This window comes from Kineosporia sp. A_224 (genome assembly GCF_002198655.1).
Classification (GTDB): Bacteria; Actinomycetota; Actinomycetes; order Actinomycetales; family Kineosporiaceae; genus R-H-3.
The window spans coordinates 1-20451 of the sequence record NZ_MWLN01000083.1 but is presented as its reverse complement, the minus strand read 5'-3'; the positions used below and the strand labels follow the sequence as shown (position 1 = coordinate 20451).

Sequence of the window (20451 nt, the reverse complement as noted above, 5' to 3'; positions counted from 1 at the left end):
CACCCCCCTGGGTAAGGCCCCCCCAATTCAGGGGGAATTCGCGATCAGTAGTACCGATTCGTGAATTTCAAATCCACTATTGGGACCCGGGACCTCGTCCCGGAGGCGTCCGTCGTCACGGGCGCCCGAGACCACCGCACGCTCGCTCGTGCGGATCCAGTCATGCGTGCGTCCGTGATGACGCATGCCCGGCGGCGGTCGTTGTCGACGCGCCGCCGGTCGTTCACCAAGGGGCTGACCATGAGGGGAACCATCAGGGCGACGTTGGGGGCCGCGGTCTGCGCGGCGCTCGTCGTCGGCGCACCGGGGGCGGCGAACGCGGTCGTGCTCAACGACAGCGACCTCGACTTCTTCCTCCGACAGATCCAGATCGCCGAGCAGAACGCGGCCGGGACGGCGCTGCTCGGGCCGACGATGGTGCCCGACGCGTCGCTGCCGTACGGCCTGCGGACCGTCGACGGCCGGTTCAACAACCTCCAGCCCGGGCAGAGCGCGTACGGGGCGGCCGACCGGGTCTTCCCGCGCCTCACGACCCCGGTCTTCCGGACGGCGGACCAGCCGGGCATCTTCGGCCCGCCCGGGGCGCCCGTCTCGACGTACCAGCAGAAGTCCGGCCTCGTCGTCGACGCCGACCCCCGTCTCGTGAGCAACGCGATCGTCGACCAGTCCACGGACAACGCCGCGGCCAACGCCGCACGGGTCCGGACGGCGGGCAACGAGCCGGTCGGCAGCAGCGTCTCCGGCGGGATCAACTTCATCCCGAACACGGCGCCGGACGAAGGCCTCTCCGCGCCCTACAACTCGTGGTTCACCCTGTTCGGCCAGTTCTTCGACCACGGGCTCGACCTCGTGACGAAGGGCGGCTCCGGCACGGTCATCGTGCCGCTGAAGGACGACGACCCGCTCATCGCCGGCCCGGACGGGGTCCGTGGTGACGACCCGGGGACGGCCACCGACGAAGCGGCCGACGACCTGCCGCCCGAGCGGCGCTTCATGACCCTGACCCGCGCGACGAACCAGCCCGGCCTCGACGGTCGGGTCGGCGACGACCCCTCGACGCCCACGGTCGACGAGAGCGCGGACGACGTCCACGAGCACACGAACACGACGACACCGTTCGTCGACCAGAACCAGACGTACACCTCGCACCCGGCCCATCAGGCGTTCCTGCGCGAGCACGTCCGCCGCGGCGGCCAGACGGTCGCGACCGGCAAGTTCCTCGACTCCGTCCTCAACGGCGGCAACGGCCTGGCGACCTGGGCCGACGTCAAGTCCCAGGCGCGCACCCTGCTCGGCGTCACGCTGACCGACCAGGACGTCCTCAACGTGCCGAAGCTGCGGACCGACGCCTACGGACGGCTGCTCCTGGCCGGCAACGGCTACGCCCAGCTCGAGCTCTCGGCGGGCGGCTTCCGGGACGGCGGCCCGGACGGCGCGGCCTCCACGAGCGGCGTCGTCCGCACCAACCACGCGTTCCTCGACGACATCGCGCACCACGCCGCCCCGGGCACCTGGGACGACGACAACAACCCCGCGACGCCGAAGGTCCCGCAGACCCCGGACGCCGACCCCGGCACCGAGGACGACAACCTGCCGGGCACCTACGACGACGAGATGCTCGGCGCCCACTTCATCACCGGTGACGGCCGCGGCAACGAGAACATCGGGCTCACCGCCGTCCACCACGTCTTCCACTCCGAGCACAACCGGCTCGCGGGCGCGGTGAAGACGTCCGTCGTCCAGACGGCGCTGTCCCGCGGCAGCCTCGCGTTCCTCAACGAGTGGCTCGCGACCCCGGTCGCCGCCCTGCCCGCGGCCGAGGACGTCGACGCCGCGGCCGAGCTCAACGCCTACGTCGCCGCGCGGGAGTGGAACGGCGAGCGGATCTTCCAGGCCGCGCGCTTCGGCACCGAGATGCAGTACCAGCATCTCGTGTTCGAGGAGTTCGCCCGCAAGCTGCAGCCCGAGGTGAACATCTTCACCGGCTACGAGACGAACATCGACCCGGCCATCACCGCCGAGTTCGCGCACACCGTCTACCGGTTCGGGCACTCGATGCTCACCGAGACCGTCGACCGCGAGGCGGCGGACGGCTCGGACAACTCGATGGGTCTCATCGAGGCGTTCCTCAACCCGCAGGCGTTCACCCAGGACGGCGCCCAGGGCATCACCCCGGACGAGGGTGCCGGCCAGGTCGTCCGTGGCATGACCGCACAGGTCGGCAGCGAGCTCGACGAGTTCGTCACCGACGCCGTCCGAGACAACCTCCTCGGTCTGCCGCTCGACCTCGCGGCGCTCAACCTGGCCCGCGGTCGTGACACCGGCATCCCGCCGCTCAACGCGGCGCGCGCCGACTTCTTCGCGGCGACGAACCACCCGGCGCTTCGGCCGTACGACAGCTGGGAGGAGCTCGGGCTCGAGCTGCGCAACCCCGAGTCGCTCGTGAACTTCGTCGCGGCGTACGGCGTCCACCCGGCCCTGACGGACGCGGGTGCGGACGGCGCCCTCGTCGACGACGGGCTGACGACGACCGACGAGTCGGCCGACAACGCGGACACGCTCGCCGGCAAGAAGGCGGCGGCCCTGCTGCTCGTCGAGGGCGGCCCTGGTGCGCCGGCCGACCGGGCCGACTTCCTCGGCGCGACCGGCGCCTACGCCTCCGCCGGCACCGGCCCCAGCACCCCCACCGACACCGGCAGGGGCGGCCTCAACGACGTCGACTTCTGGATCGGCGGCCTCGCGGAGCGCCCGATGCCGTTCGGCGGGATGCTCGGCTCGTCGTTCAACTTCGTCTTCGAGACCCAGATGGAGGCGCTGCAGGACGGCGACCGGCTCTACTACCTGAGCCGCAACGTCGGCCTGAACTTCCTCACCGAGCTCGAGTCGAACTCGTTCGCCGAGATCATCCTCAAGAACACGGACATCGGTCTCCCGACGTCGGAGACCCACCTGCCGCACGACGTCTTCTCGACCCCGAACCACGTGATCGAGATCGACAACGGCAACGGCAGCGTCATCGACGACCCGGACACCACGGTCGTCGAGGCGTCGCTCGTGACCCGGCTCAGCAACGGCACGGTCCGCTTCACCGGCGGCGAGCACATCGTCATGGGTGGCTCGCCGAACAACGACCGGCTCACGGCCGGCGACGGTGACGACTCGCTCTGGGGCGACGGCGGCAACGACCGGCTCGAGGGCGGTGCGGGCAACGACTTCGTCCTCGGCGGTGACGGCGACGACATCATGACCGACACCTTCGGCATCGACGTCCTCAAGGGCGGCGCCGGCGACGACGCGATCAACGGCGGCCCCGGCACCGGCGACCTGATCCTCGCCGGCTCCGGCAAGGACTTCGTCAACGCCGGCGTCGACATCAAGGAGACGTTCGCCGACGACGGCGACGACTTCGTCAAGGGCGGCGACTCCGAGAGCACCGTCTTCGGCGACGAGGGCTCGGACTGGATCGAGGGCGGCGCGGGTGCCGACCTGCTCCAGGGCGGGCTCGGTGGCCGGGAGCTCAACAGCGACCTACGGGGCCACGACGTCATCATCGGCGACGCCGGCAACGACGACTACGACGCCGAGGCCGGCGACGACATCATGGTGACGGGCCCCGGGATCGAGCGGAACGAGGGCGTCTTCGGCTTCGACTGGACGACCTACGAGCGTGACCCGCAGGCCGCGAACGCCGACCTGGCGATCACCGGCATCCCGCTCCCGCCGGACCTGGACAACATCCGTGACCGGTTCGACCTCGTCGAGGGCCTGTCCGGCGGTCCCCGGGACGACATCCTGCGCGGCGACGACCGGACGGCGGCGGACCTCGCCGCGGCGGTCGGCGACCCGGCGACCGACAACCACGAGCTGACCGCGGAGGGCATCGCCCGGATCGAGGGCCTGGACACCGTGCTCGGCGGTGCGACGACCTTCGACGGCGGCAACATCATCCTCGGCGGTGCCGGCAGCGACACCCTCGAGGGCCGGGGCGGTGACGACCTCATCGACGGCGACGCGATGCTCGAGGTCGGCATCCGCAACGGGTCGACGACCGTCGAGAGCATGGGGGCCGTCGAGGCCGCCGTCTTCGCCGGCACCCTCGACCCGGGCACGCTGGAAATCCGTCGCTACATCACGACGGCCCCGGTCGAGGGTGACTCGGACACGGCCTTCTTCGCCGGGCCGCGGGCCAACTACACCGTCGACGTCCTGGGTGACGGGAACGCCCGGATCACGGACACCGTGGGCACCGACGGCGTCGACACGCTGCAGAACATCGAGTTCGTGCAGTTCGCCGACGCCACCGTCCAGATCGGCGGTCCGATCCCGCCGCAGCCGGCCACCGGCACGGTGGACGTCACCGGCACCCTGGCGGAGGACCAGACGCTCACCGCCGTCCGGGCGTTCGACGACCCGAACGGTGTGAACGTCGCGTCGATCAGCTACACCTGGTTCGCCGCACCGGCCGCGGCCGGTCCGTTCGGCCAGGTGGGCACCGGGACGACGCTCCCGCTCAGCGACGCGGTCGCCGGGCAGTTCGTCAAGGTCGTCGCCAACTTCCTCGACAACCTCGGGACCCCCGAGAGCAGGGAGTCGGCCGTCGTCGGCCCGGTCGTCGCCGTGAACGACGCCCCGACCGGGACCGTCACCCTGGACGACACCACACCGCTCCAGGGCAGCCTGATCACCTCGACGAACGACGTCGCGGACGCCGACGGGCTGGGCACGCTCCAGTTCCAGTGGCTGCGCGGCGGCGGCGCCGGGACCGTCATCGCCGGTGCGACCGGCGCGACGTACACCCCGGTGGCGGCCGACGTGAACCAGACGCTCCGGCTGCGGATCTCCTGGACGGACGGCCAGGGCTTCACCAACGCGGTGACGTCGGCCGCGACGGCCGGGACGGGTGCGAACTTCGTCGGGACGGCAGGTGCCAACGCGTTCAACGGCACCGGCAATGCCGACGTCGCCGACGGGCTCGGTGGCAACGACACCCTCAACATGGGTGGCGGTGCGGACACCGTGACCGGCGGTCCGGGCAACGACACGATCACGGCCGGAGCCGGTGACGACACGATCCTCGTCGCCCCCGGGGACGGGTTCGACAACGTCAACGGCGGCGCCGGGACCGACGTGGTCCGGGCGACGGCAGGCGGCACGGTGATCGGCCTCAGCGCCCTCGCCGGCGTCGAGCAGATCTCCGGCGGCACCTTCGCCGGGGTGAGCATCGGGCTCGGCCCGAACGGCGGCGTGCAGAGCGTGAGCTTCGGCGGCGTCACCCTCGACGGCATCGAGTTCATCGACGCCGGCGGCGGCAACGACAACGTGACGGGGTCGGCGGCGGCGGACGACATCCGCGGTGCGGCCGGGAACGACACCCTGAACGGCGGCGACGGTGCCGACCGGATCACCGGCGGCACGGGCAACGACGCGATGAACGGCGGAGCCGACAACGACGTCTTCGTCTTCCTCAGCGCCGCGGCCGGCGGAGGCGTCTTCGGGACCGACACGATCACCGGCTTCGACCAGAACCCCACGGATGGTCAGGACCTGCTCGACCTGTCGTCCCTCGGGGTGACCGCCGGGAACTTCGCGGCACGCGTCGCGATCACCCAGGTCGGGGCCAACGTGAGGGTCCGGGTCGACGGTTCGGCGACCCAGACGGTCACGCTCAACGGCGAGACCCTCGCCCAGATCACGATCCAGGACTTCGTCCTGGCCCCGTGAGCGCGGGGCGGCGCCGGTCACGCCCCTGACCGGCGCCGTCCGTCCGGCGCGCCCGCCCGGGCCGCCACCCGACGGGGGAGCTCCTCCCCGGGCACCCCCGTCAGCCCGCCCGCCGTCCGGTCCGCGCCCCGAGCGACCGGACGGCGGGCGGCCCCCCGTAAGGGGTGCGCGAGCACGGTCGCGGGCTTGGTATCGTGTACGCGCTGCACCGGTCCTGCCGGTGACGCATGGCGGGTTGCCCGAGTGGCCAAAGGGAGCAGACTGTAAATCTGCCGGCTCAGCCTACGTAGGTTCGAACCCTACACCCGCCACATGCACCACGAACGGCCCCTGACCTGCGGAGACACCGGTCGGGGGCCGTTCTCGTGGATGACCGCTGTTGACCGCCCAGGACCCTGTTTCGCCGGAGCTTTGGGCACGCGGGGGGCACGACGAGTTCTGAGGGTGGAGGGCGGCATGGCGCGGATCGCCGTGGTCGGGTCGGAGATCGTGGTGCTCCTGAACCCGGTCGAGCGACTCCTGGCGTTCCGCCGGCGGCCTCGGGCGCTGATGTCGCAGGTGGTGTCCGTCACGCTGCTCGACTCGACGGCACCCTCTGTCGTGGACTCCGTGGTCACGCTCGGCTTCGCGGCCCGGACGGCGCCCGGGCGAGGTCTCGCAACCGTCGGTCCGCGATGTCGTGGTCGGGATGGCAGGCCGGCGATGGTCGTCACGTACGGGTCCGGCCCTGGCGTCCTGGTCCGCTTCCGGTCCGAGGCGCGCTGGAGTCTCTATCTCGTGTCGAGCCGCCTGGCCGCCGACATCGCCGGGCGACTGCGTGACGCCATTCCCAGGCCGTAGGGCGCGATGGCTCGGTAGCGCGGACCCTCGGTCCGTCATCGTGGTCGGCGAGTCCAGGTCGGTGGCGGGGCGCGGTGGGTCGCTGTACCGGCAACACCCGAGCAGACGACGCCACGACGCGCCGGCAGGCCGACCCGGCATTCGCGGCACGAACAATCAACTAATGGACCACAAGTTGCGCTCGACGCCCGGTGAATGCACTTCTCAATTCTCCTAGAGCGCGACTCTTTCTGGCAAAGAATCCCGATCGATCAACGTGAACGACCAGGATGTCGTGAGCGTCGATGACCTCCGATATTCCCCGAACCTGAATCGTGTCGCGCCAGGCCTCAACGTTGCGACCGAACCAGGTTGGGAGTCCGCACGGCTCCGAGACCGCATCCCAGAAGTCCTCCAGATTGTCGATCTGAGTTCCCCGCAGATCGACAATCAGATCACCGGACATCGATATTCCCCTCCTCGCCGCATCCATCGAAGTGCCTATTCGAAGTGCGCACCTCAACGAACCTGATGGAAGGTCCTGTCCCGGTACTCCACCACCTTGGTGATCCCGTCGAGCAAGCCCGAGAGCGCCCGCGCTTGATCGTGGCTGAGGCGAACCTCGACCGTGATCATGGCTCATCCGGACAGGATCCCACCGGATCGTGACGTCTAGAAGAGACTGGTCCGAACGTCTCGTCGGACGTCTCGGCTCACGGATCCCCTTCAGCCGCTGCGTGGTCCAGGTGTGGGCAATGGCGGGTAGCCCTGGTTGGCGTCGCAGGGGCACGGTGACGCACGCGTACGCCGGCGACCCGGTGCACGTCCCCGTGCCGGAGCGGGAGGCGCACACGGTCGCGATGCGGCGGGTGCTCAGGGGGCAGGTTCGTCGAGATCTGCGACGTCCTCATCGACGGCCGCATGAAGGGACGGCAGGGCGGCCCCCTTCTCCGTCAGTCCACGACCGGCCCGGCCAGGGATGGCCTGGTGCCCAGGACGACGAGCACACCGGCAGGCACGAGCGAGGCCAGGAACACGACGTCGGGCACCGCGAGAGACAGGACGACGGCCGCCGTCACGCCGGTGAGGGCACCGCCCATGACACCCGCGAGCGGCCACCGGTAGTCCTTGCGCCGCTGCCACACGCCGACCGCGACAGCGCCGCCGCCCATGAGCGGCCAGAACCCGAGCGGGACCACGTCGAAAGCCTGGTGAGCCACCAGCGCGACCCCGAAGATCAACCACAACCACAACCACGGGCTCTTCAGGAACAGCCCGGCCTTGGCCCGGGGCATCAGATGTCACCGCCGCTGTAGCCGGACACCGCGTTCATGTCGGCGTCCCCGTCGTGCCAGCTGTTCCCCGGCCGATGGCCGCGTCGCCGGTCCGCGTCCTTGCGTAGCCCCCTCAGCTCGCGCCTGGCCTGCGCGAGGGCGCGCTCCCGTGCGGTCATCCGGGCGAGCCGGCGCGCCCGCCGCCGGGCGACGACCGCGACCACACCCGCGCCTGTGGCGGCCCCGCCGAGGGAGGCCGCGAGGGCGAGGACCGAGACCGGCATCCCACCACTGTCCGCGACGACGATCACCGGTGTCCAGGGGGACGGCGGCAGCGCGGGCGGCGGTCGCGCCCGGCGTCTCACACCTCCAGCAGCAACGCCCGGTGGTCGGACACCTCGGGCGCCTCGACGACCTCGAAGCGCTGCACCGCCGACGGGTCCGACACGAGCAGGTAGCTCGCGTGCCGGACCGGCTTGGCGTAGCGCGACGTCCGGGTGTCGGCGGTGCCGACGAGGTCGACGAGGCCGATGTCGGCGAGCGTCGCAAAGGTCGCGCTGCCCGGCAGCAGGTTGAGGTCGCCGCAGACGACGACGAGGTCGCCGGCGCGGCGGGTCCGGACGACGAGGTCGGCGATCCGGTGCGCCTGGCGCGCCCGGTCCGGGGTGTCGCCCTTGCCGGCCGCGTCGCGCAGGCCGTGCAGGTGGACGACGGTCACGACCCGCGCCGACGCCTGGAGCCGCATCGCGTGGACGACCCGTGGCCGGCCGCTCGCCGGCCACTGCACGTGCTCGAGGTACGTGCCGTGGACGAACGTCGAGCGCTCCTCGAGGACCGTCGTGCCGGGGGCGACGAACGCGGCGATCCCGAACTCCTGCCGGTGCCGGACGCCGTCCGCGTCGTCCACGGGGCCGCAGTCGCTCGCGGCGAAGAAGCCCCGGGAGCGGGGCAGCAGGCCCTGGACGTCGTCGAAGAGGTCGGCGCGCTGCGGCAGGTCGCGTTCGGCGTCCGAGAAGCGTGTCCAGCCGGACGCCGTCGACCGGGTCACCTCCTGCAGGCACAGGACGTCCGCTCCGGCCGCCGGCAGCCACGCGGCGAGGTCGTCGAACATCGCGCCGCCCCACGCGTTGAGGCTGAGGATCCGCACCGGTGCAGTATCGCCGCAGCCCGGCCGTCAGGTCAGGTCAGGTCCGGTCAGGTCAGGTCAGGTCAGGTCAGGTCAGGTCAGGGCGCCGCCACCGGCAGCAGCACCTCGTTGCGGCGCAGGAACCACGGCTTCCACGGCGGGTCGTAGCGTGCCCAGCGGGCCGGCCCGGCGACCTCCAGGCCGGCCGCCCGCACCGCGGCGTCGAGGTCGGCGAGGTGCTGTTCGTAGCTGCTCAGGGTCCAGCGGCCGGAGTACTGCGCCGCCGCGGCGAAGGCCTCCGGGACGGCGCGCAAGGTGACGTCCGGGTCCGTCGGCGCGGGCAGGGTCGCCAGCGACTCGTCCGCCGGCATGACGAAGCCCACGACGGACGCGTCCGGCCCGGCGGCCTGCTGCAGCACCGGGGCGGTCATCGCGATCGGCCGGCCCGCGGCCTTCTCCTGCAGCACGGGCGCGGTCATCGCCACGCTCCGGCCGGCGACGTTCCGGCCCCCGATGTAGCCCGCCAGCGGCCGGAAGGCCCGGTTGCCCGCCTCGTCCGCAGGGCCGGTCACGGTCACCTCCGCGACGACGTGCGGCGCGTAGCGCCGCAGCTCGAACCCGGGGTGCTGCTCGACCACCGTGTACTTCTGGGACTCGGTCACGATCCACCGTAGGCCGGTCCCCGGGATCCGGCCCGGCGGCGCCGATCGCCGGACCCGACCCGGTCGTCCTCTGCCGTGACGGGCCATTAGATAGTACAACTATCGGATAGTGAAACTATCTAGTACGGTGAAGCGGTCGACGGAACCGCCGGACGAACGGACACGGACATGAGCACGACACTGGCCCGGCCGCTCTCCGCGGGCTACCTCGACCCGCCCACGCAGGTGCGCTGGCACCGCCCCCTCCTCGTGCTCGCGGCGACGATGGCAGTCCTCTCCGGGTTCGCACTCGTTGCCCGGTTCGTGAGCACCGTCGAGGTCACCGGCCTCAACCAGTGGGACAAGCCGCTGAAGTTCGCGCTGTCCACGCTGGTCTACGCGGTCAGCTGGTCGTGGCTCATCGGCCAGCTGGACCCCGGCCGCCGGGCCGGCCGCGCCGCGGGGACGGTCATCACCGTCGCGTTGTTCGTCGAGCTGGCCCTCGTCACCTGGGCGGCCGTCACCGGGACGACGAGCCACTTCAACGTGTCGACACCGCTGAACACCGCCGTGTGGTCCGTCATGGCGGTGTCGATCTCGGTGCTCTGGGGCGCCAACCTCGTCGCGGCCGTGATGCTCTTCCGCACGAGGATCGAGGACCGGGCCCGGGCCGTCGCCATCCGGGCCGGGGCCGTGCTCTCCCTCGTCGGGCTCGCACTGGGCTACCTCATGACGAGCCCGACGGCCCAGCAGCTGAGCGAGTTCCAGGGCATCGCGGGTGCGCACACCGTCGGCATCGCGGACGGCGGCCCGGGCCTGCCGGTCCTCGGGTGGAGCACGGTGGCCGGCGACCTGCGCATCCCGCACTTCGTCGGGATGCATGCGCTGCAGCTCGTGCCGCTCGCCCTGGTCGTCCTCGAGGTGGCCTCCCGGAGGGTGGCCGTGCTCCGGGACGTCCAGGTGCGGGCGAGCCTGGTGCGCACCGTCGCCGCGGGCTACGCAGGGCTGGTCGCGCTCGTGACGTGGCAGGCGTTGCGGGGCCAGTCGATCGTGCGTCCGGACGGCGTGACAACGGTCGCCGGGGCGACCCTCGCCGCTGCCGTGCTCCTCGGCTGCGCGGCGGTGGTCGCACGTGGCCGGGCGCGACGCACGACGGAGGTCGCCCGGTGAGCGTCTCGCCGCCGGCCGCCGGCCGGGCGCCGGTCGCCGCTGCGGTGTACTTCGCGCTGTCGGCGGTGGGTGCCGTCGGCACCTGGTACTTCAACCTCCGGTTCACCCCGACGCCCGACGCCCCGTCCTACCTGGAAGGCTGGTTCGCCAACCCGGCGAGCTCCTCGGCGGCGGTCGACGTCATCGTCGTCGCCTGCGTGGCCTGCATCTTCTACGTCCGCGAGGCAAGACGGCTGGGCGGGCGATGGCTGCTCCTGGCCGCGGCCCTGGTCCCGCTCACCTTCGTGATCGCGCTCGCCTTCACCTTTCCCCTCTTCCTCGGGCTCCGCGAGATCGCGTTGCGGCAGCAGCGGGCCGCGCCGACCGGTTCGTGACCGACCGCCGGCGACGACCGGCCGGCGCGCAAACCGCTCCGCGAGAAAGAAATCCGGCCCTTCACCGGCCGCGTCCCGCGACGCGGAGTCCTCGAGGCGTGACACTTCGTGGTCGGGAGCCGGCGTCACTGTCTGCTCCGAGACACCGCGGAGGGGATCCCGATGGACTGTGTGGCGGCCGCAGCGGCGGCGATCGGCCCGGCGGACCTGCTCGCCGCTGCCCTGGCGGTGACCCCCGACGGCTTCGCCATCCACCGGGCGCACCGCGACCCGGACGGCGGGATCACCGGCTTCATCCTCGAGATGATCAACAAGGCCGGTGCCGCGCCCTTCACGGACGACCCGGCGAGCCTCGTCGGGCGGGACGTCGAGACCCTGCTCGGCCCGAGCAGCGTGCCGATGGTCGAGGCCTTCCGCCGGGCCCTCACCACGGGGCAGCTCCAGCGGGTCCGGACGACGTTCAGCGGCACCGCGGCCGCCGGGACGACCGACTCGATCGCGATGCGGATCGACGACAACCTCGTGCTGTCGACCTGGCGGGACGTCACCGACCAGATCGTCGGCGAGCAGATCCTCCAGGACGCGCTGCGCCAGGCCAACGAGCGGTCTGCGCTGCTCGGCTCGGCGCTCGACGCAGCCGAGGACGCGTTCGTCGTGCTCGAGGTCCCCGCCGTCGCGGACCTCGGGCCGGCCGAGCTGGAGGGCCGCTTCCGCGTCGTCCACGCCAACCGCAGCTCGGCCCTGTCGCTGGGTCTGGAGCGGCACCAGGTCGCCGGCGCCCGGCTGGACCAGATCGTCGGCCGGCACTGGGGCGCGGAGCTCGGCGGCCTCGTCGTCGAGGCCGTGCGCGCCGACGCCCCGCGGTCCCGGCGGGTCGTCGTCCTCGCGCCCGGCGGCGCCGTGCAGGACGCCCGCCACGTCACGGTCACACCGATGCCCGGTGCGCGGGTGCTCCTCGTGTCGCGGGACGCCTCCGCGGACGAGTGGGTCAGCCCCACCGGCGCCGAGGGGTAGCCGCACCGGTCCCGACGGAGCGTGACCGATCACATGGCAGACTGGCGACGTGGTCCGTCCGGGTGCAGGACGAGGTGCTGAGGTGAGCCGGGCATGACCGGCCCGCCGCCCTCCCCGCCGCCCGTCGACAGGTCCGTACCGGTGACGCCGGACCCGCCGGCCGCGCTCGCCACCACCCTCGACGCGCTCGAGCGGCACCGGTCCTCCGACGTCGAGGGGCGCCTGCGGGACGCCCGGGCGGCCCAGCAGGAGGCCCTCGAGGCCGGCTGGCTCCTCGGCGCCATGCGTGCCCGGCTCGTCGTCGCGGACATGCTCCACCGGGTCGGCAGCGCGGTCGAGGGGGCGGCGCTCGCCGTCGAGGTGAACAACTGGGCCGCGGCGAACGGCACCCGGTCGCTGCTCGCGCGCACCCACCTCGTCCTGTCGTCGGTCTTCGAGAGCATCGGCGACGTCGCGTCGGCCCTCGACCACGCCGTCCGCGCCATCGACCTGCTCGGGGACGGCGGCACCGCCCGCGACCGGGGGAACTACCTGCTGCGCCTGGCCGACGCGACCGCCGTCAACGGGGCCGGCGAGCGGGACCAGGCCCGGCGCCGGTACCGCGAGGCGGAGGAGATCTACGTCGCTCTCGGGGACCGGGAGCGGCACCGCACCGTGCTCAACAACCTCGCCATGCTCGAGTACGAGGCCGGGGACGTCCCCCGCGCGCTCGAGGTCGTCGCCGCGCTGCGCGAGGTCGGCGGCGAGGAGGGCATCGACGCCTCGCTGTCGGACACGATCGCGCGCGTGCTGCTCGCCGCCGAGGACCTCACCGGCGCCGAGCAGATGGCCCGCCAGGGCTACCGGCTGCTCGCGGAGCGCGGGAACGCGCAGGCCGTCACCCCGGCCGAGCTCGCCCTGACCCTCGCGGAGATCCTCCTCGCGCAGGGCCGGCTGGAGGCGGCCCAGCAGGAGCTCGACCGGTGCATCGTCGTCTGCCGGGAGCGGGACCTCGGCGGCGTCCGGGTGCAGGCGCTGCGGGTGCGGGCGGAGATCCTCGCGGCGCGCGGGCTCTACGAGGACGCCTACCGCGCCCACCGGTTCTTCCACGGCGAGTCGGTCGTCCTGCGCTCGCGGCAGCAGGAGGCCGCGGCCCGCACCCGGCAGGCGCTCTTCGAGACCGCCGAGGCCCGCCGCGCCGCGCAGCGGTTCTGGGAGCAGGCCCGCACCGACCCGCTCACCGAGCTCTACAACCGGCGCTTCGTCGACGAGGAGCTGCCGCACTACCTCAAGGAGGCGGCGACCCGGGGCGTCCTGCTCGTCGCCGCCGTCGTCGACGCCGACCACTTCAAGCGCGTCAACGACACCTTCTCCCACACGGTGGGGGACCAGGTGCTGCGCCGGGTCGGGGCGATCCTCGCGGCGACCGTCGGCGGTGTGGGCACCGGGCCGGACGACGTCCCGCCCGGTTTCGCGGCCCGGCTCGGCGGCGAGGAGTTCCTCGTCGTGCAGGTCGTCGCCGACCCGCGGGTCGGGCTGCGCCGCATCGAGGCGGTCCGCCAGGCCGTCGAGTCCGAGCACTGGGACGACCTGGCGCCGGGGCTGGGGGTCACGGTGAGCGCCGGGGTGACGTCGGCACGGGTGGACGACACCCAGTCGAGCCTGCTCGCGCGCGCCGACTCCCACCTCTACCGGGCCAAGAGCGCCGGCCGGAACCGGTCCGCGACGGACGACGACCTCGTGGCCGGCGCCGCCCTCACGCCATGAGCCGGCGGACGTCGTCCTCGGTGAGCGCCGTCGACGACAGCTCGCCGTCGTCCAGCACGCTCGCGGCCAGGCCCTCCTTGGCCGCCTTGAGCGCCATGACCTTCTCCTCGATCGTGCCCTTCGCGACGAGCCGGTAGACGACGACGTTGCGGGTCTGGCCGATCCGGTGCGTCCGGTCGACGGCCTGGTTCTCGGTCGCCGGGTTCCACCACGGGTCCAGGACGATGCAGTAGTCCGCCTCGGTGAGGGTCAGCCCGGTGCCGCCGGCCTTGAGACTGATGAGGAAGACCGGCGCGGTGCCGCTCCGGAACGACGCGACGACCTCGTCCCGGCGGGTCGTGCTGCCGTCGAGGTAGCAGACCTCGTGCCCGGCCGCCGTGACCCGCTCCCGGGCGGCCCGCAGGAACCGGGTGAACTGGCTGAACACGAGCACCCGGTGGCCCTCGGCGACGATGTCGTCGACGAGCTCGACGAGCACGTCGAGCTTCGTCGACGGCACGGGGGGCAGGTCCGCGTCGACGAGCCCGATGTCGAGGGCCGCCTGGCGCAGCAGCGTGAGCGACCGGAAGATCTTGAAGGCGTTGCGCGGCATGTCCTCGACGAGCCCGAGCACCTTGCGCCGCTCCCGCGCCAGGAACGCCTGGTACGCCGCCCGGTGCCGCGGCGACAGCTCGATCTCCAGCACCTGCTCGGTCTTCTCCGGCAGGTCCTGCGCGACCTGCTCCTTCGTGCGGCGCAGCACGAGCGGCGCGATCCGGCGGCGCAGGGCCGCGAGCCGGACGCCGTCCCGCGCCCGCTCGATCGGCAGCCGGTAGACGTCGTTGAACACCTTCGGCGTCCCGAGCAGCCCGGGCGCCACGAGCGAGACGACGGCCCACAGCTCCATGAGGTTGTTCTCGACGGGCGTGCCCGAGATCGCCAGCACGAAGGGCGCCCCGAGGGTGCGGGCGTAGCCGTACCCGACGGACGCGTGGTTCTTCACCGACTGCGCCTCGTCGAGCACGAGCCCGGCCCACCCGACGCCGCGGTACTGCGCGTGCTCGAGCCGGAAGAGCGCGTAGGAGGTGACGACGACGTCCGCCTCCGCCGCGAGGTCGCCGATCTTCACCCCGCCGCGCCGGCCCGCCGTCCCGGTGACCGTCGTGACGCGCAGCCCCGGGGCGAACTTCTCCGCCTCCGACCGCCAGGTGCCGACGACGCTCGTCGGGGCGACGACGAGGAACGGCTCCCGGGAGATCCCCTGCTCGCGCACGTGACACATGAGCGCGAGCGTCTGCAGCGTCTTGCCCAGGCCCATGTCGTCGGCGAGGACGCCGCCCAGGCCGTTGGCGTACAACGTCGCCAGCCAGCCGAAGCCGGCCCGCTGGTAGGGCCGCAGCGTCGCGGTGAGCCCGGCCGGCAGCGGGTGGTCGGTCAGGGACGGCGCCCGGGTCACCGCGCCCGCGGCCCGCGACCACTCCAGGGCCTGCCCCTCGACGGTGCCGATCCGCTCGAGGTCCGCCCAGACGCCGGCGTCGTAGCGGCTCACCCGCAGCGTGCCCTCGGGGGCCTCCTCGAGCCCGCGGGACTCCTCGATGAGCGCGATGAGGTCGGCGAACTGCCCGCCCCGCAACGGGAAGTACACCCCGTTCGGCAGCACGAGGTGGGTCTTGCCCTTGACGAGGGCCGTGAAGAGGTTGACGAACGGCACGCCCTCGCCGTCGACGCTCACCGAGACCGTGAGGTCGAACCAGTCCCGGTCGGTCGGCCGGAGCGCGTCGAAGGTGAGCACGGGCGGCGCCTGCGCGGGCCGGTACCGGGGCAGCTCGCCGGCGACCTCGACGCTCACGTCGTCGACGCCCTCGAGCGCGGGCAGCGCGGTCTCGGCGAACCGGACGGCGGCCATCCCGGCGAGCCGGGCGACGTTCGGCAGCCCGGTGTACGACGGCAGGTCGCCCGGGCGCCCCCCGGCCGGCAGCACGCCGTCCGGCAGCACCGCCCGGACCGCGTCGACGACGACCCCCTCCGCGGCGGTGTCCCGGCGGCCGCCCGGGCCGCGGTCCCAGACCCAGCGCACCTCGAGGGCGAAGTCGTCGAGCGGCGTGACGAGCACCCGCAGCCGGGTGCGCACGACCGGACGTGGCACGTCGCCCGACGCCCGCACGGTGACGACGTCCGGCACCCGGGGCAGGTACTCGGAGGTGAACCGCGGGACGTCGGCCGCCGGGACGTGCACCGGCAGGAAGTGCAGGACGGCGGCCAGGTGCGGCGCGAGCGAGGGCGGCACCGGCGCGACGTGGAGCACCCGCACGGTCTTCCGGCCGCGCTGCTCCTGCACCCACCACGCGAGCGCGCCGTCCTCGCCGAGCGGTACGGCCCGCGACGGCACCTTCACCTCGGGCGTGCCCCCGGGGGCGGACCGCTCCCCGGCGTGCAGCCCGCACGTGACGTCGAGCCCGTCGTCGACCGCCCGGACGTCGAGCCGTGCCGTCACCGGGTCGTGCACGACGGCCTCGCCCGGCGGCCTGTCGTGCGCCACGAACGGCAGCCCCGCCTCCCGCAGCTCGCAGAGCAGGTCCCAGACCCGGCGGCTGTCGATCTCGGTGAGGTCCAGCCAGGCGTTCGACTGCGAGTACCAGTGGTCGCTGCGGGCCAGCGCGAGGAGCTCGGTGAGCAGGCGGCGCTGGCGGCGGGTCCGCGGGAGGTCGCCGCGCTGGGTGTACCCGACCGACGACCACGCCGCCCCGGAGACCTGCCAGCCGCCGGACGTCTTCGGGACGACCGGCCGCGCCCGCAGCGTCGCCGGCCGGTCGGGGTCGTCGGTGACGAGGTCGAGCTGCAGGCCGGGCTGGAAGAGCGCCCGGCGGGGCTTGTCCGGCGCCGGCGCCGGCGGCTCCCCGTCGGTCGCGGCGGCGTCCGGGAGCAGGGCGCCGAACGCGCGCGTCCAGTCCGTCACCGTGCCCCTCCGCCCCTCGACGCCCCCGGCGACTCCCCGGGGCCGGCCCCCACGCTAGGCGACCGGCCCGACAGACCGGCCGGGTCAGCGCGCGGCGTCGAGCCGGGCCACCCGGCGCGGCCCGGCGGTGAGCCGGTACGAGGCGTCGAGCAGCTCGCCGACCTCGGCCCAGTCGGTGCGCTCGTCGAGCTCCAGCCCGACCCAGCCGGAGACGCCCAGGTAGGCGGGCACGTAGCAGCGGTCGTCCTCGACGAGCGCCTGCCGTTCGGTGGGGTCGGTGAGCACCATGACCGAGTGCTCGTGCTGCACCCACGCGCCGTCGACCCGCTGCGAGCCGCCGTAGTACGCGAACACCTTCGTCGTGAAGAACGCGGGGTGCCCGTGCGAGATCTTCTCGGCGGCGTCCGGGAAGGCCAGCGCCAGCTCGCGGACCCGCGCCAGCAGCGGGTCCGCCGCGTCGAACATCAGCGGGTGCGCCATCGGCCCAGCCTGCCGTCCCGGGGGTCCGGCTGTCACGCCGTCCGTCACGCCGCCGAGGTGATCCCCAGCGTCGAGCCGGTCCAGCCCGGGAACACCGTCGCGACCTCGCCCGCGCTCGCCCCGGCCCGCGAGCGCAGGACGTCGGCGAGGACGGCGCGGTAGTCGGTCGTCACGGTGAGGTCGCCGTCGGTGAGGTCGACGTCCCGCAGCCCCGGCCAGCTGCCGAACACCTGCCCGCCGTTGACGTGGCCGCCGAGCACGAACATCGCGTTGCCCCAGCCGTGGTCGACGCCGGCGTTCTCGTTCTCCTCCGCGCGCCGGCCGAACTCGCTGATCGTCACGAGGGTGACCCGGCCGAGGTCGGTGCCGAGGTCGGTCGCGAAGGCGGCGACGGCGTCGTCCAGCTCGCGCAGGTGGTCGCGCATCCAGCCGCCGTCGGGCCGGCCGAGGCCGGAGTGCATGTCCCAGTCGCCGTAGTCGATCGTCGCGACCCGCAGCCCGACGTCGGCCCGGACGAGCCGCGCGACGTCCCGCAGCTGCCGGCCCAGGTCCGAGTCGGGGTAGTCGGCGCCGTTGGACGGCGTGTAGCCGGCCTCGCGCATCGCGGCCGTCGTCGCGAGCGCCCCGAGCGCCGTGCCCGCCGACGCGGCGAGCCGGGCGTCGGAGTGCGCGAACGCCGTCCGCAGGAACGTCGACCAGGCGGGCAGGTCCTCGGTGTCGACCCCGTCGAGGCCGAAGTCGTCGACCGAGCCGACCCCCAGGTCGGGGAAGTCGCCGAGCAGCGACCAGGGGAGGCCGCCGCCGCCCACCTGGACCGCGCCGAACGGCCCGGACGCGTCGTGCAGCGACAGCACCCGGTCGAGCCAGCCGGTGCGCAGCGGGCTGCCCGGCGTCGCGGCCTCCACCTGGGCCATCGCCTCGAAGTGGGACCGGTTCGGGACGGCCAGCCCGGTCGCGTGGACGACGGCGAGCGAACCGGCGTCGTAGAGCGCCTTGAGGCCGGTGAGCGCCGGGTGCATCGCGAACGTCGCGTCGAGCCGCAGCCCCAGCCCGGCCGGGACGGCGATCGTCGGGCGCAGCCGGGCGAGGTCCGGGTCGCCGACGGGTGCGACGGCGGACAGGCCGTCGAAGCCGCCGCGCAGCGAGAGGACGACGAGGGTGTCGCCGCTGTACGGCGTGCCGCCGGCCGCGAACGCCAGCCGCGGCGCGAGCGCCTCGGAGCCGAGCGCGGCGAGCAGACCGGCGACGGCGCCGCCGGCGAGGACCCCGCGCCGGGTCGGCCCGGCGGTCGCGCGGGAGCGGGAGACGGCGGCGCAGTCGGCGCACTCACGGCCGGTGACGGGCACGGCAACCTCGCAGGTCTGGGGCGGGCGGTCCGGGGCAGAAGGGCTGTCGCGCAACGGGTCAGGCCGTGAGCTGGTAGGGCGTCTGGAGCATCGCCGCGACCCAGTGCTCCAGGCGCCAGGAGAGGAACCCGTCGGCGGCCCCGAGCGGGGTCGACGCCGTGAAGCCCATGACGGCGAGCAGCGCGTCGCGGTCGGCCGCGAGCATCGGGGCGCCGAAGAGGGTGCGCCCCGCAGCGTCGACGGCCGCGCCGCACGTGGCGGGCACCGCCGTCCCGAAGAGGAAGCCCTGCAGGTCGGGCCGCACGAGCGAGTGCCGGGCGGTCCAGCCCTGGACGAGGTCCATCGCGCCGTTCCAGCGCCCGAGCAGGGCCGCGGTGCCCAGCCACGCCGAGGACTTCAGCGGGTACCCGTCCGGCGTCGCCCGGGCCAGCGGCGACATGCCCGCGGCCTCCATGAGCCAGGCGAGGTCGCCGGTCGCGTCGGCGGCGCCGGTCAGGGTCGGGCGGTACCCCAGGGTGCGGACGACGGACACCAGGTACTCCTGCGGGCGGCGCACCTTCGCACCGTGCGCGGCCTCGAGCTCGGGGGAGGTGAGCAGCTCGCGCAGCACCGGGGCGATCCGGGTGCCCTGCGCGAGGTAGAGCCGGGCCAGCCGGTCGACGAGGGCCTGCGGGGGAGCGTCGGAGACGAACTGGACGGCGAGCCTGCGGGCGATCCGCCAGGCGGTGTCCTCGTGGTGGGCGAGGTAGGTCACGAGGCGCCGGGCCACGGCGAGCCCGCCGGTCTGGGTCGGGTTCGGGTCGGTGAAGCCGAGCACCCGGACCGGCCCGACCCAGTGCTTCCAGGGGGCATAGAGGAACTCGCCGGAGTCGCGGGAGACCGACAGCCCGGTGAGGACCCGGGCGCAGTCCAGCACCCCGGCCTCGCCGTAGGGCGACCCGACGCCGACGCTGTGCAGCTCGAGCAGCTCGCGGCCGAGGTTCTCGTTGGGGTGCTCGTCGGTCGACTCGGCGTTGTTGAGGTAGACGAGCATCGCCGGGTGCGTGACGACCGCCCACAGCAGGTCCGCGTACGAGCCGAACGCCCTGGCGCGCAACGTCCTCGCGTAGTGCGCGCGGGACGCTGCGGTGTCGGACCACACGTCGACGTTGAACAGCTGCGACCAGAACTCGACCATGACCTCGAGCAGCTGGCGCTTGGACCAGCACTGCCGCGCGACCTGGTGGGAGGCGATGGCGCGCTGGTGCCGCCAGCCGGAGAGCGACCCGTTGTCGAGCAGCTCGTTGACGTGCCAGATCGGCTCGTCCAGGTGCGCGAAGGACGCCGCCAGCCAGGCGTCGCACTGCCGGTCGTCGATGGTCGCCGGTGCGAGCTGGCGGTCCACCCAGGCGTTGCGGCCCAGCGCCCGCAGCTCGGCCAGCGCGCCGGGCGCCGGGCCGAACGTCGCGCGCCGCAGCAGGTGCAGGTCGAGGTCCCGGGTCACGTAGGGGACGGCGGCCCGCACGCTGCTCGCCCGGGTGAGCTGGAGCCTGAGCCCGTGGTCGTAGACGAGGCCGGCCCTGGCCGCGGACCACACGTACGGCACGAGGACCCAGACGCCCGCGGCGTTGCGCTCCTTGTAGGCGGTGCGGCCGTAGGCCTTGGTGACCTGGACGGTGACGGTCGTCCGGGTGGCCTTCGTGACCGTCGTCCGGTCGGTCGCGCGGTCGTACCGGTAGGCGAGCGCGACGAACTTCGTCACCCGCTTCGTCGGTACCGCGGCCGCGGCGGGCCCGGCGAGCGCGACCCCGGCGGGGGCCGCGGTA

General features: G+C 73.4%; 15 protein-coding genes and 1 tRNA gene. 7 read left to right on the top strand and 9 right to left on the bottom strand.

Going from position 1 to position 20451, the window contains the following annotated elements; translation table 11 throughout:
- Positions 1-240: 240 nt before the first annotated feature.
- From EDJALFJO_RS06800 to EDJALFJO_RS06790, 3 genes are all read left to right on the top strand, one after another.
- Positions 241-5721 (top strand): peroxidase family protein, encoded by a 5481-nt coding sequence (locus tag EDJALFJO_RS06800; RefSeq protein WP_088283502.1) that lies wholly within the window; start codon positions 241-243, stop codon positions 5719-5721.
- 229 nt (positions 5722-5950) lie between these two features.
- Positions 5951-6032: transfer RNA gene (locus tag EDJALFJO_RS06795), tRNA-Tyr, on the top strand.
- Between the two features lie 145 nt (positions 6033-6177).
- Positions 6178-6561, top strand: coding sequence for a hypothetical protein (locus EDJALFJO_RS06790; protein WP_143448341.1), 384 nt, complete (start codon positions 6178-6180; stop codon positions 6559-6561).
- Positions 6562-6721: 160 nt separating this feature from the next.
- On the opposite strand, the gene EDJALFJO_RS36305 is transcribed toward EDJALFJO_RS06790, so the two are convergent.
- The 5 genes from EDJALFJO_RS36305 to EDJALFJO_RS06765 form a co-directional block, all read right to left on the bottom strand.
- Complete coding sequence (locus tag EDJALFJO_RS36305; protein ID WP_088283496.1) at positions 6722-7006, bottom strand: barstar family protein; 285 nt, start codon at positions 7004-7006, stop codon at positions 6722-6724.
- Positions 7007-7493: 487 nt separating this feature from the next.
- Positions 7494-7835 carry a hypothetical protein gene (locus EDJALFJO_RS06780; RefSeq protein ID WP_088283494.1) on the bottom strand — a complete coding sequence of 114 codons (342 nt, stop codon included), beginning with the start codon at positions 7833-7835 and terminating at the stop codon, positions 7494-7496.
- Positions 7835-8098 carry a hypothetical protein gene (locus EDJALFJO_RS06775; protein ID WP_143448340.1) on the bottom strand — a complete coding sequence of 88 codons (264 nt, stop codon included), beginning with the start codon at positions 8096-8098 and terminating at the stop codon, positions 7835-7837. The genes EDJALFJO_RS06780 and EDJALFJO_RS06775 overlap by 1 nt, the downstream gene beginning before the upstream one ends.
- A gap of 77 nt (positions 8099-8175) precedes the next feature.
- Positions 8176-8961: an endonuclease/exonuclease/phosphatase family protein gene (locus tag EDJALFJO_RS06770; RefSeq protein ID WP_088283490.1), complete on the bottom strand. Its 786-nt coding sequence runs from the start codon at positions 8959-8961 to the stop codon at positions 8176-8178.
- Positions 8962-9038: 77 nt separating this feature from the next.
- Positions 9039-9602, bottom strand: a complete 564-nt coding sequence (locus EDJALFJO_RS06765) for a heme-binding protein (protein WP_088283488.1) — start codon at positions 9600-9602, stop codon at positions 9039-9041.
- A 168-nt stretch (positions 9603-9770) separates the two neighbouring features.
- Between EDJALFJO_RS06765 and EDJALFJO_RS06760 the strand changes: the two genes are divergently transcribed.
- The 4 genes from EDJALFJO_RS06760 (at position 9771) to EDJALFJO_RS06745 (ending at position 13885) form a co-directional block, all read left to right on the top strand.
- Positions 9771-10751: a hypothetical protein gene (locus tag EDJALFJO_RS06760; RefSeq protein WP_198950069.1), complete on the top strand. Its 981-nt coding sequence runs from the start codon at positions 9771-9773 to the stop codon at positions 10749-10751.
- The gene (locus EDJALFJO_RS06755) at positions 10748-11125 is read left to right on the top strand and encodes a DUF2834 domain-containing protein (protein ID WP_088283486.1); all 378 of its coding nucleotides are present in this window, start codon (positions 10748-10750) and stop codon (positions 11123-11125) included. Before EDJALFJO_RS06760 ends, EDJALFJO_RS06755 begins: the two co-directional genes overlap by 4 nt.
- Before the next feature lie 162 nt (positions 11126-11287).
- On the top strand, positions 11288-12139 hold the full coding sequence (locus EDJALFJO_RS06750) for a hypothetical protein (RefSeq protein WP_143448339.1): 852 nt from the start codon (positions 11288-11290) through the stop codon (positions 12137-12139).
- A 93-nt stretch (positions 12140-12232) separates the two neighbouring features.
- Positions 12233-13885, top strand: coding sequence for a diguanylate cyclase (locus EDJALFJO_RS06745; protein WP_088283482.1), 1653 nt, complete (start codon positions 12233-12235; stop codon positions 13883-13885).
- Here the strand turns inward: EDJALFJO_RS06745 and EDJALFJO_RS06740 are convergent.
- The 4 genes from EDJALFJO_RS06740 to EDJALFJO_RS06725 form a co-directional block, all read right to left on the bottom strand.
- The gene (locus tag EDJALFJO_RS06740; protein WP_088283480.1) at positions 13875-16820 is read right to left on the bottom strand and encodes a DEAD/DEAH box helicase; all 2946 of its coding nucleotides are present in this window, start codon (positions 16818-16820) and stop codon (positions 13875-13877) included. The genes EDJALFJO_RS06745 and EDJALFJO_RS06740 overlap by 11 nt on opposite strands.
- A gap of 84 nt (positions 16821-16904) precedes the next feature.
- Positions 16905-17300, bottom strand: coding sequence for an MmcQ/YjbR family DNA-binding protein (locus tag EDJALFJO_RS06735; protein WP_088283478.1), 396 nt, complete (start codon positions 17298-17300; stop codon positions 16905-16907).
- 44 nt (positions 17301-17344) lie between these two features.
- Complete coding sequence (locus EDJALFJO_RS06730; protein WP_088283476.1) at positions 17345-18646, bottom strand: DUF1501 domain-containing protein; 1302 nt, start codon at positions 18644-18646, stop codon at positions 17345-17347.
- A 58-nt stretch (positions 18647-18704) separates the two neighbouring features.
- Positions 18705-20451, bottom strand: a 1747-nt coding sequence (locus EDJALFJO_RS06725; RefSeq protein WP_088283474.1) for a DUF1800 domain-containing protein, incomplete at its 5' end; no start/stop codon positions are given.

Coding starts and splice junctions, on each gene's coding strand:
- EDJALFJO_RS06800 (WP_088283502.1), top strand. CDS start 241: ATGAGGGGAACCATCAGGGCGACGTTGGGGGCCGCGGTCTGCGCGGCG.
- EDJALFJO_RS06790 (WP_143448341.1), top strand. CDS start 6,178: ATGGCGCGGATCGCCGTGGTCGGGTCGGAGATCGTGGTGCTCCTGAAC.
- EDJALFJO_RS36305 (WP_088283496.1), bottom strand. CDS start 7,006: ATGTCCGGTGATCTGATTGTCGATCTGCGGGGAACTCAGATCGACAAT.
- EDJALFJO_RS06780 (WP_088283494.1), bottom strand. CDS start 7,835: ATGCCCCGGGCCAAGGCCGGGCTGTTCCTGAAGAGCCCGTGGTTGTGG.
- EDJALFJO_RS06775 (WP_143448340.1), bottom strand. CDS start 8,098: ATGCCGGTCTCGGTCCTCGCCCTCGCGGCCTCCCTCGGCGGGGCCGCC.
- EDJALFJO_RS06760 (WP_198950069.1), top strand. CDS start 9,771: ATGAGCACGACACTGGCCCGGCCGCTCTCCGCGGGCTACCTCGACCCG.
- EDJALFJO_RS06750 (WP_143448339.1), top strand. CDS start 11,288: ATGGACTGTGTGGCGGCCGCAGCGGCGGCGATCGGCCCGGCGGACCTG.
- EDJALFJO_RS06745 (WP_088283482.1), top strand. CDS start 12,233: ATGACCGGCCCGCCGCCCTCCCCGCCGCCCGTCGACAGGTCCGTACCG.
- EDJALFJO_RS06735 (WP_088283478.1), bottom strand. CDS start 17,300: ATGGCGCACCCGCTGATGTTCGACGCGGCGGACCCGCTGCTGGCGCGG.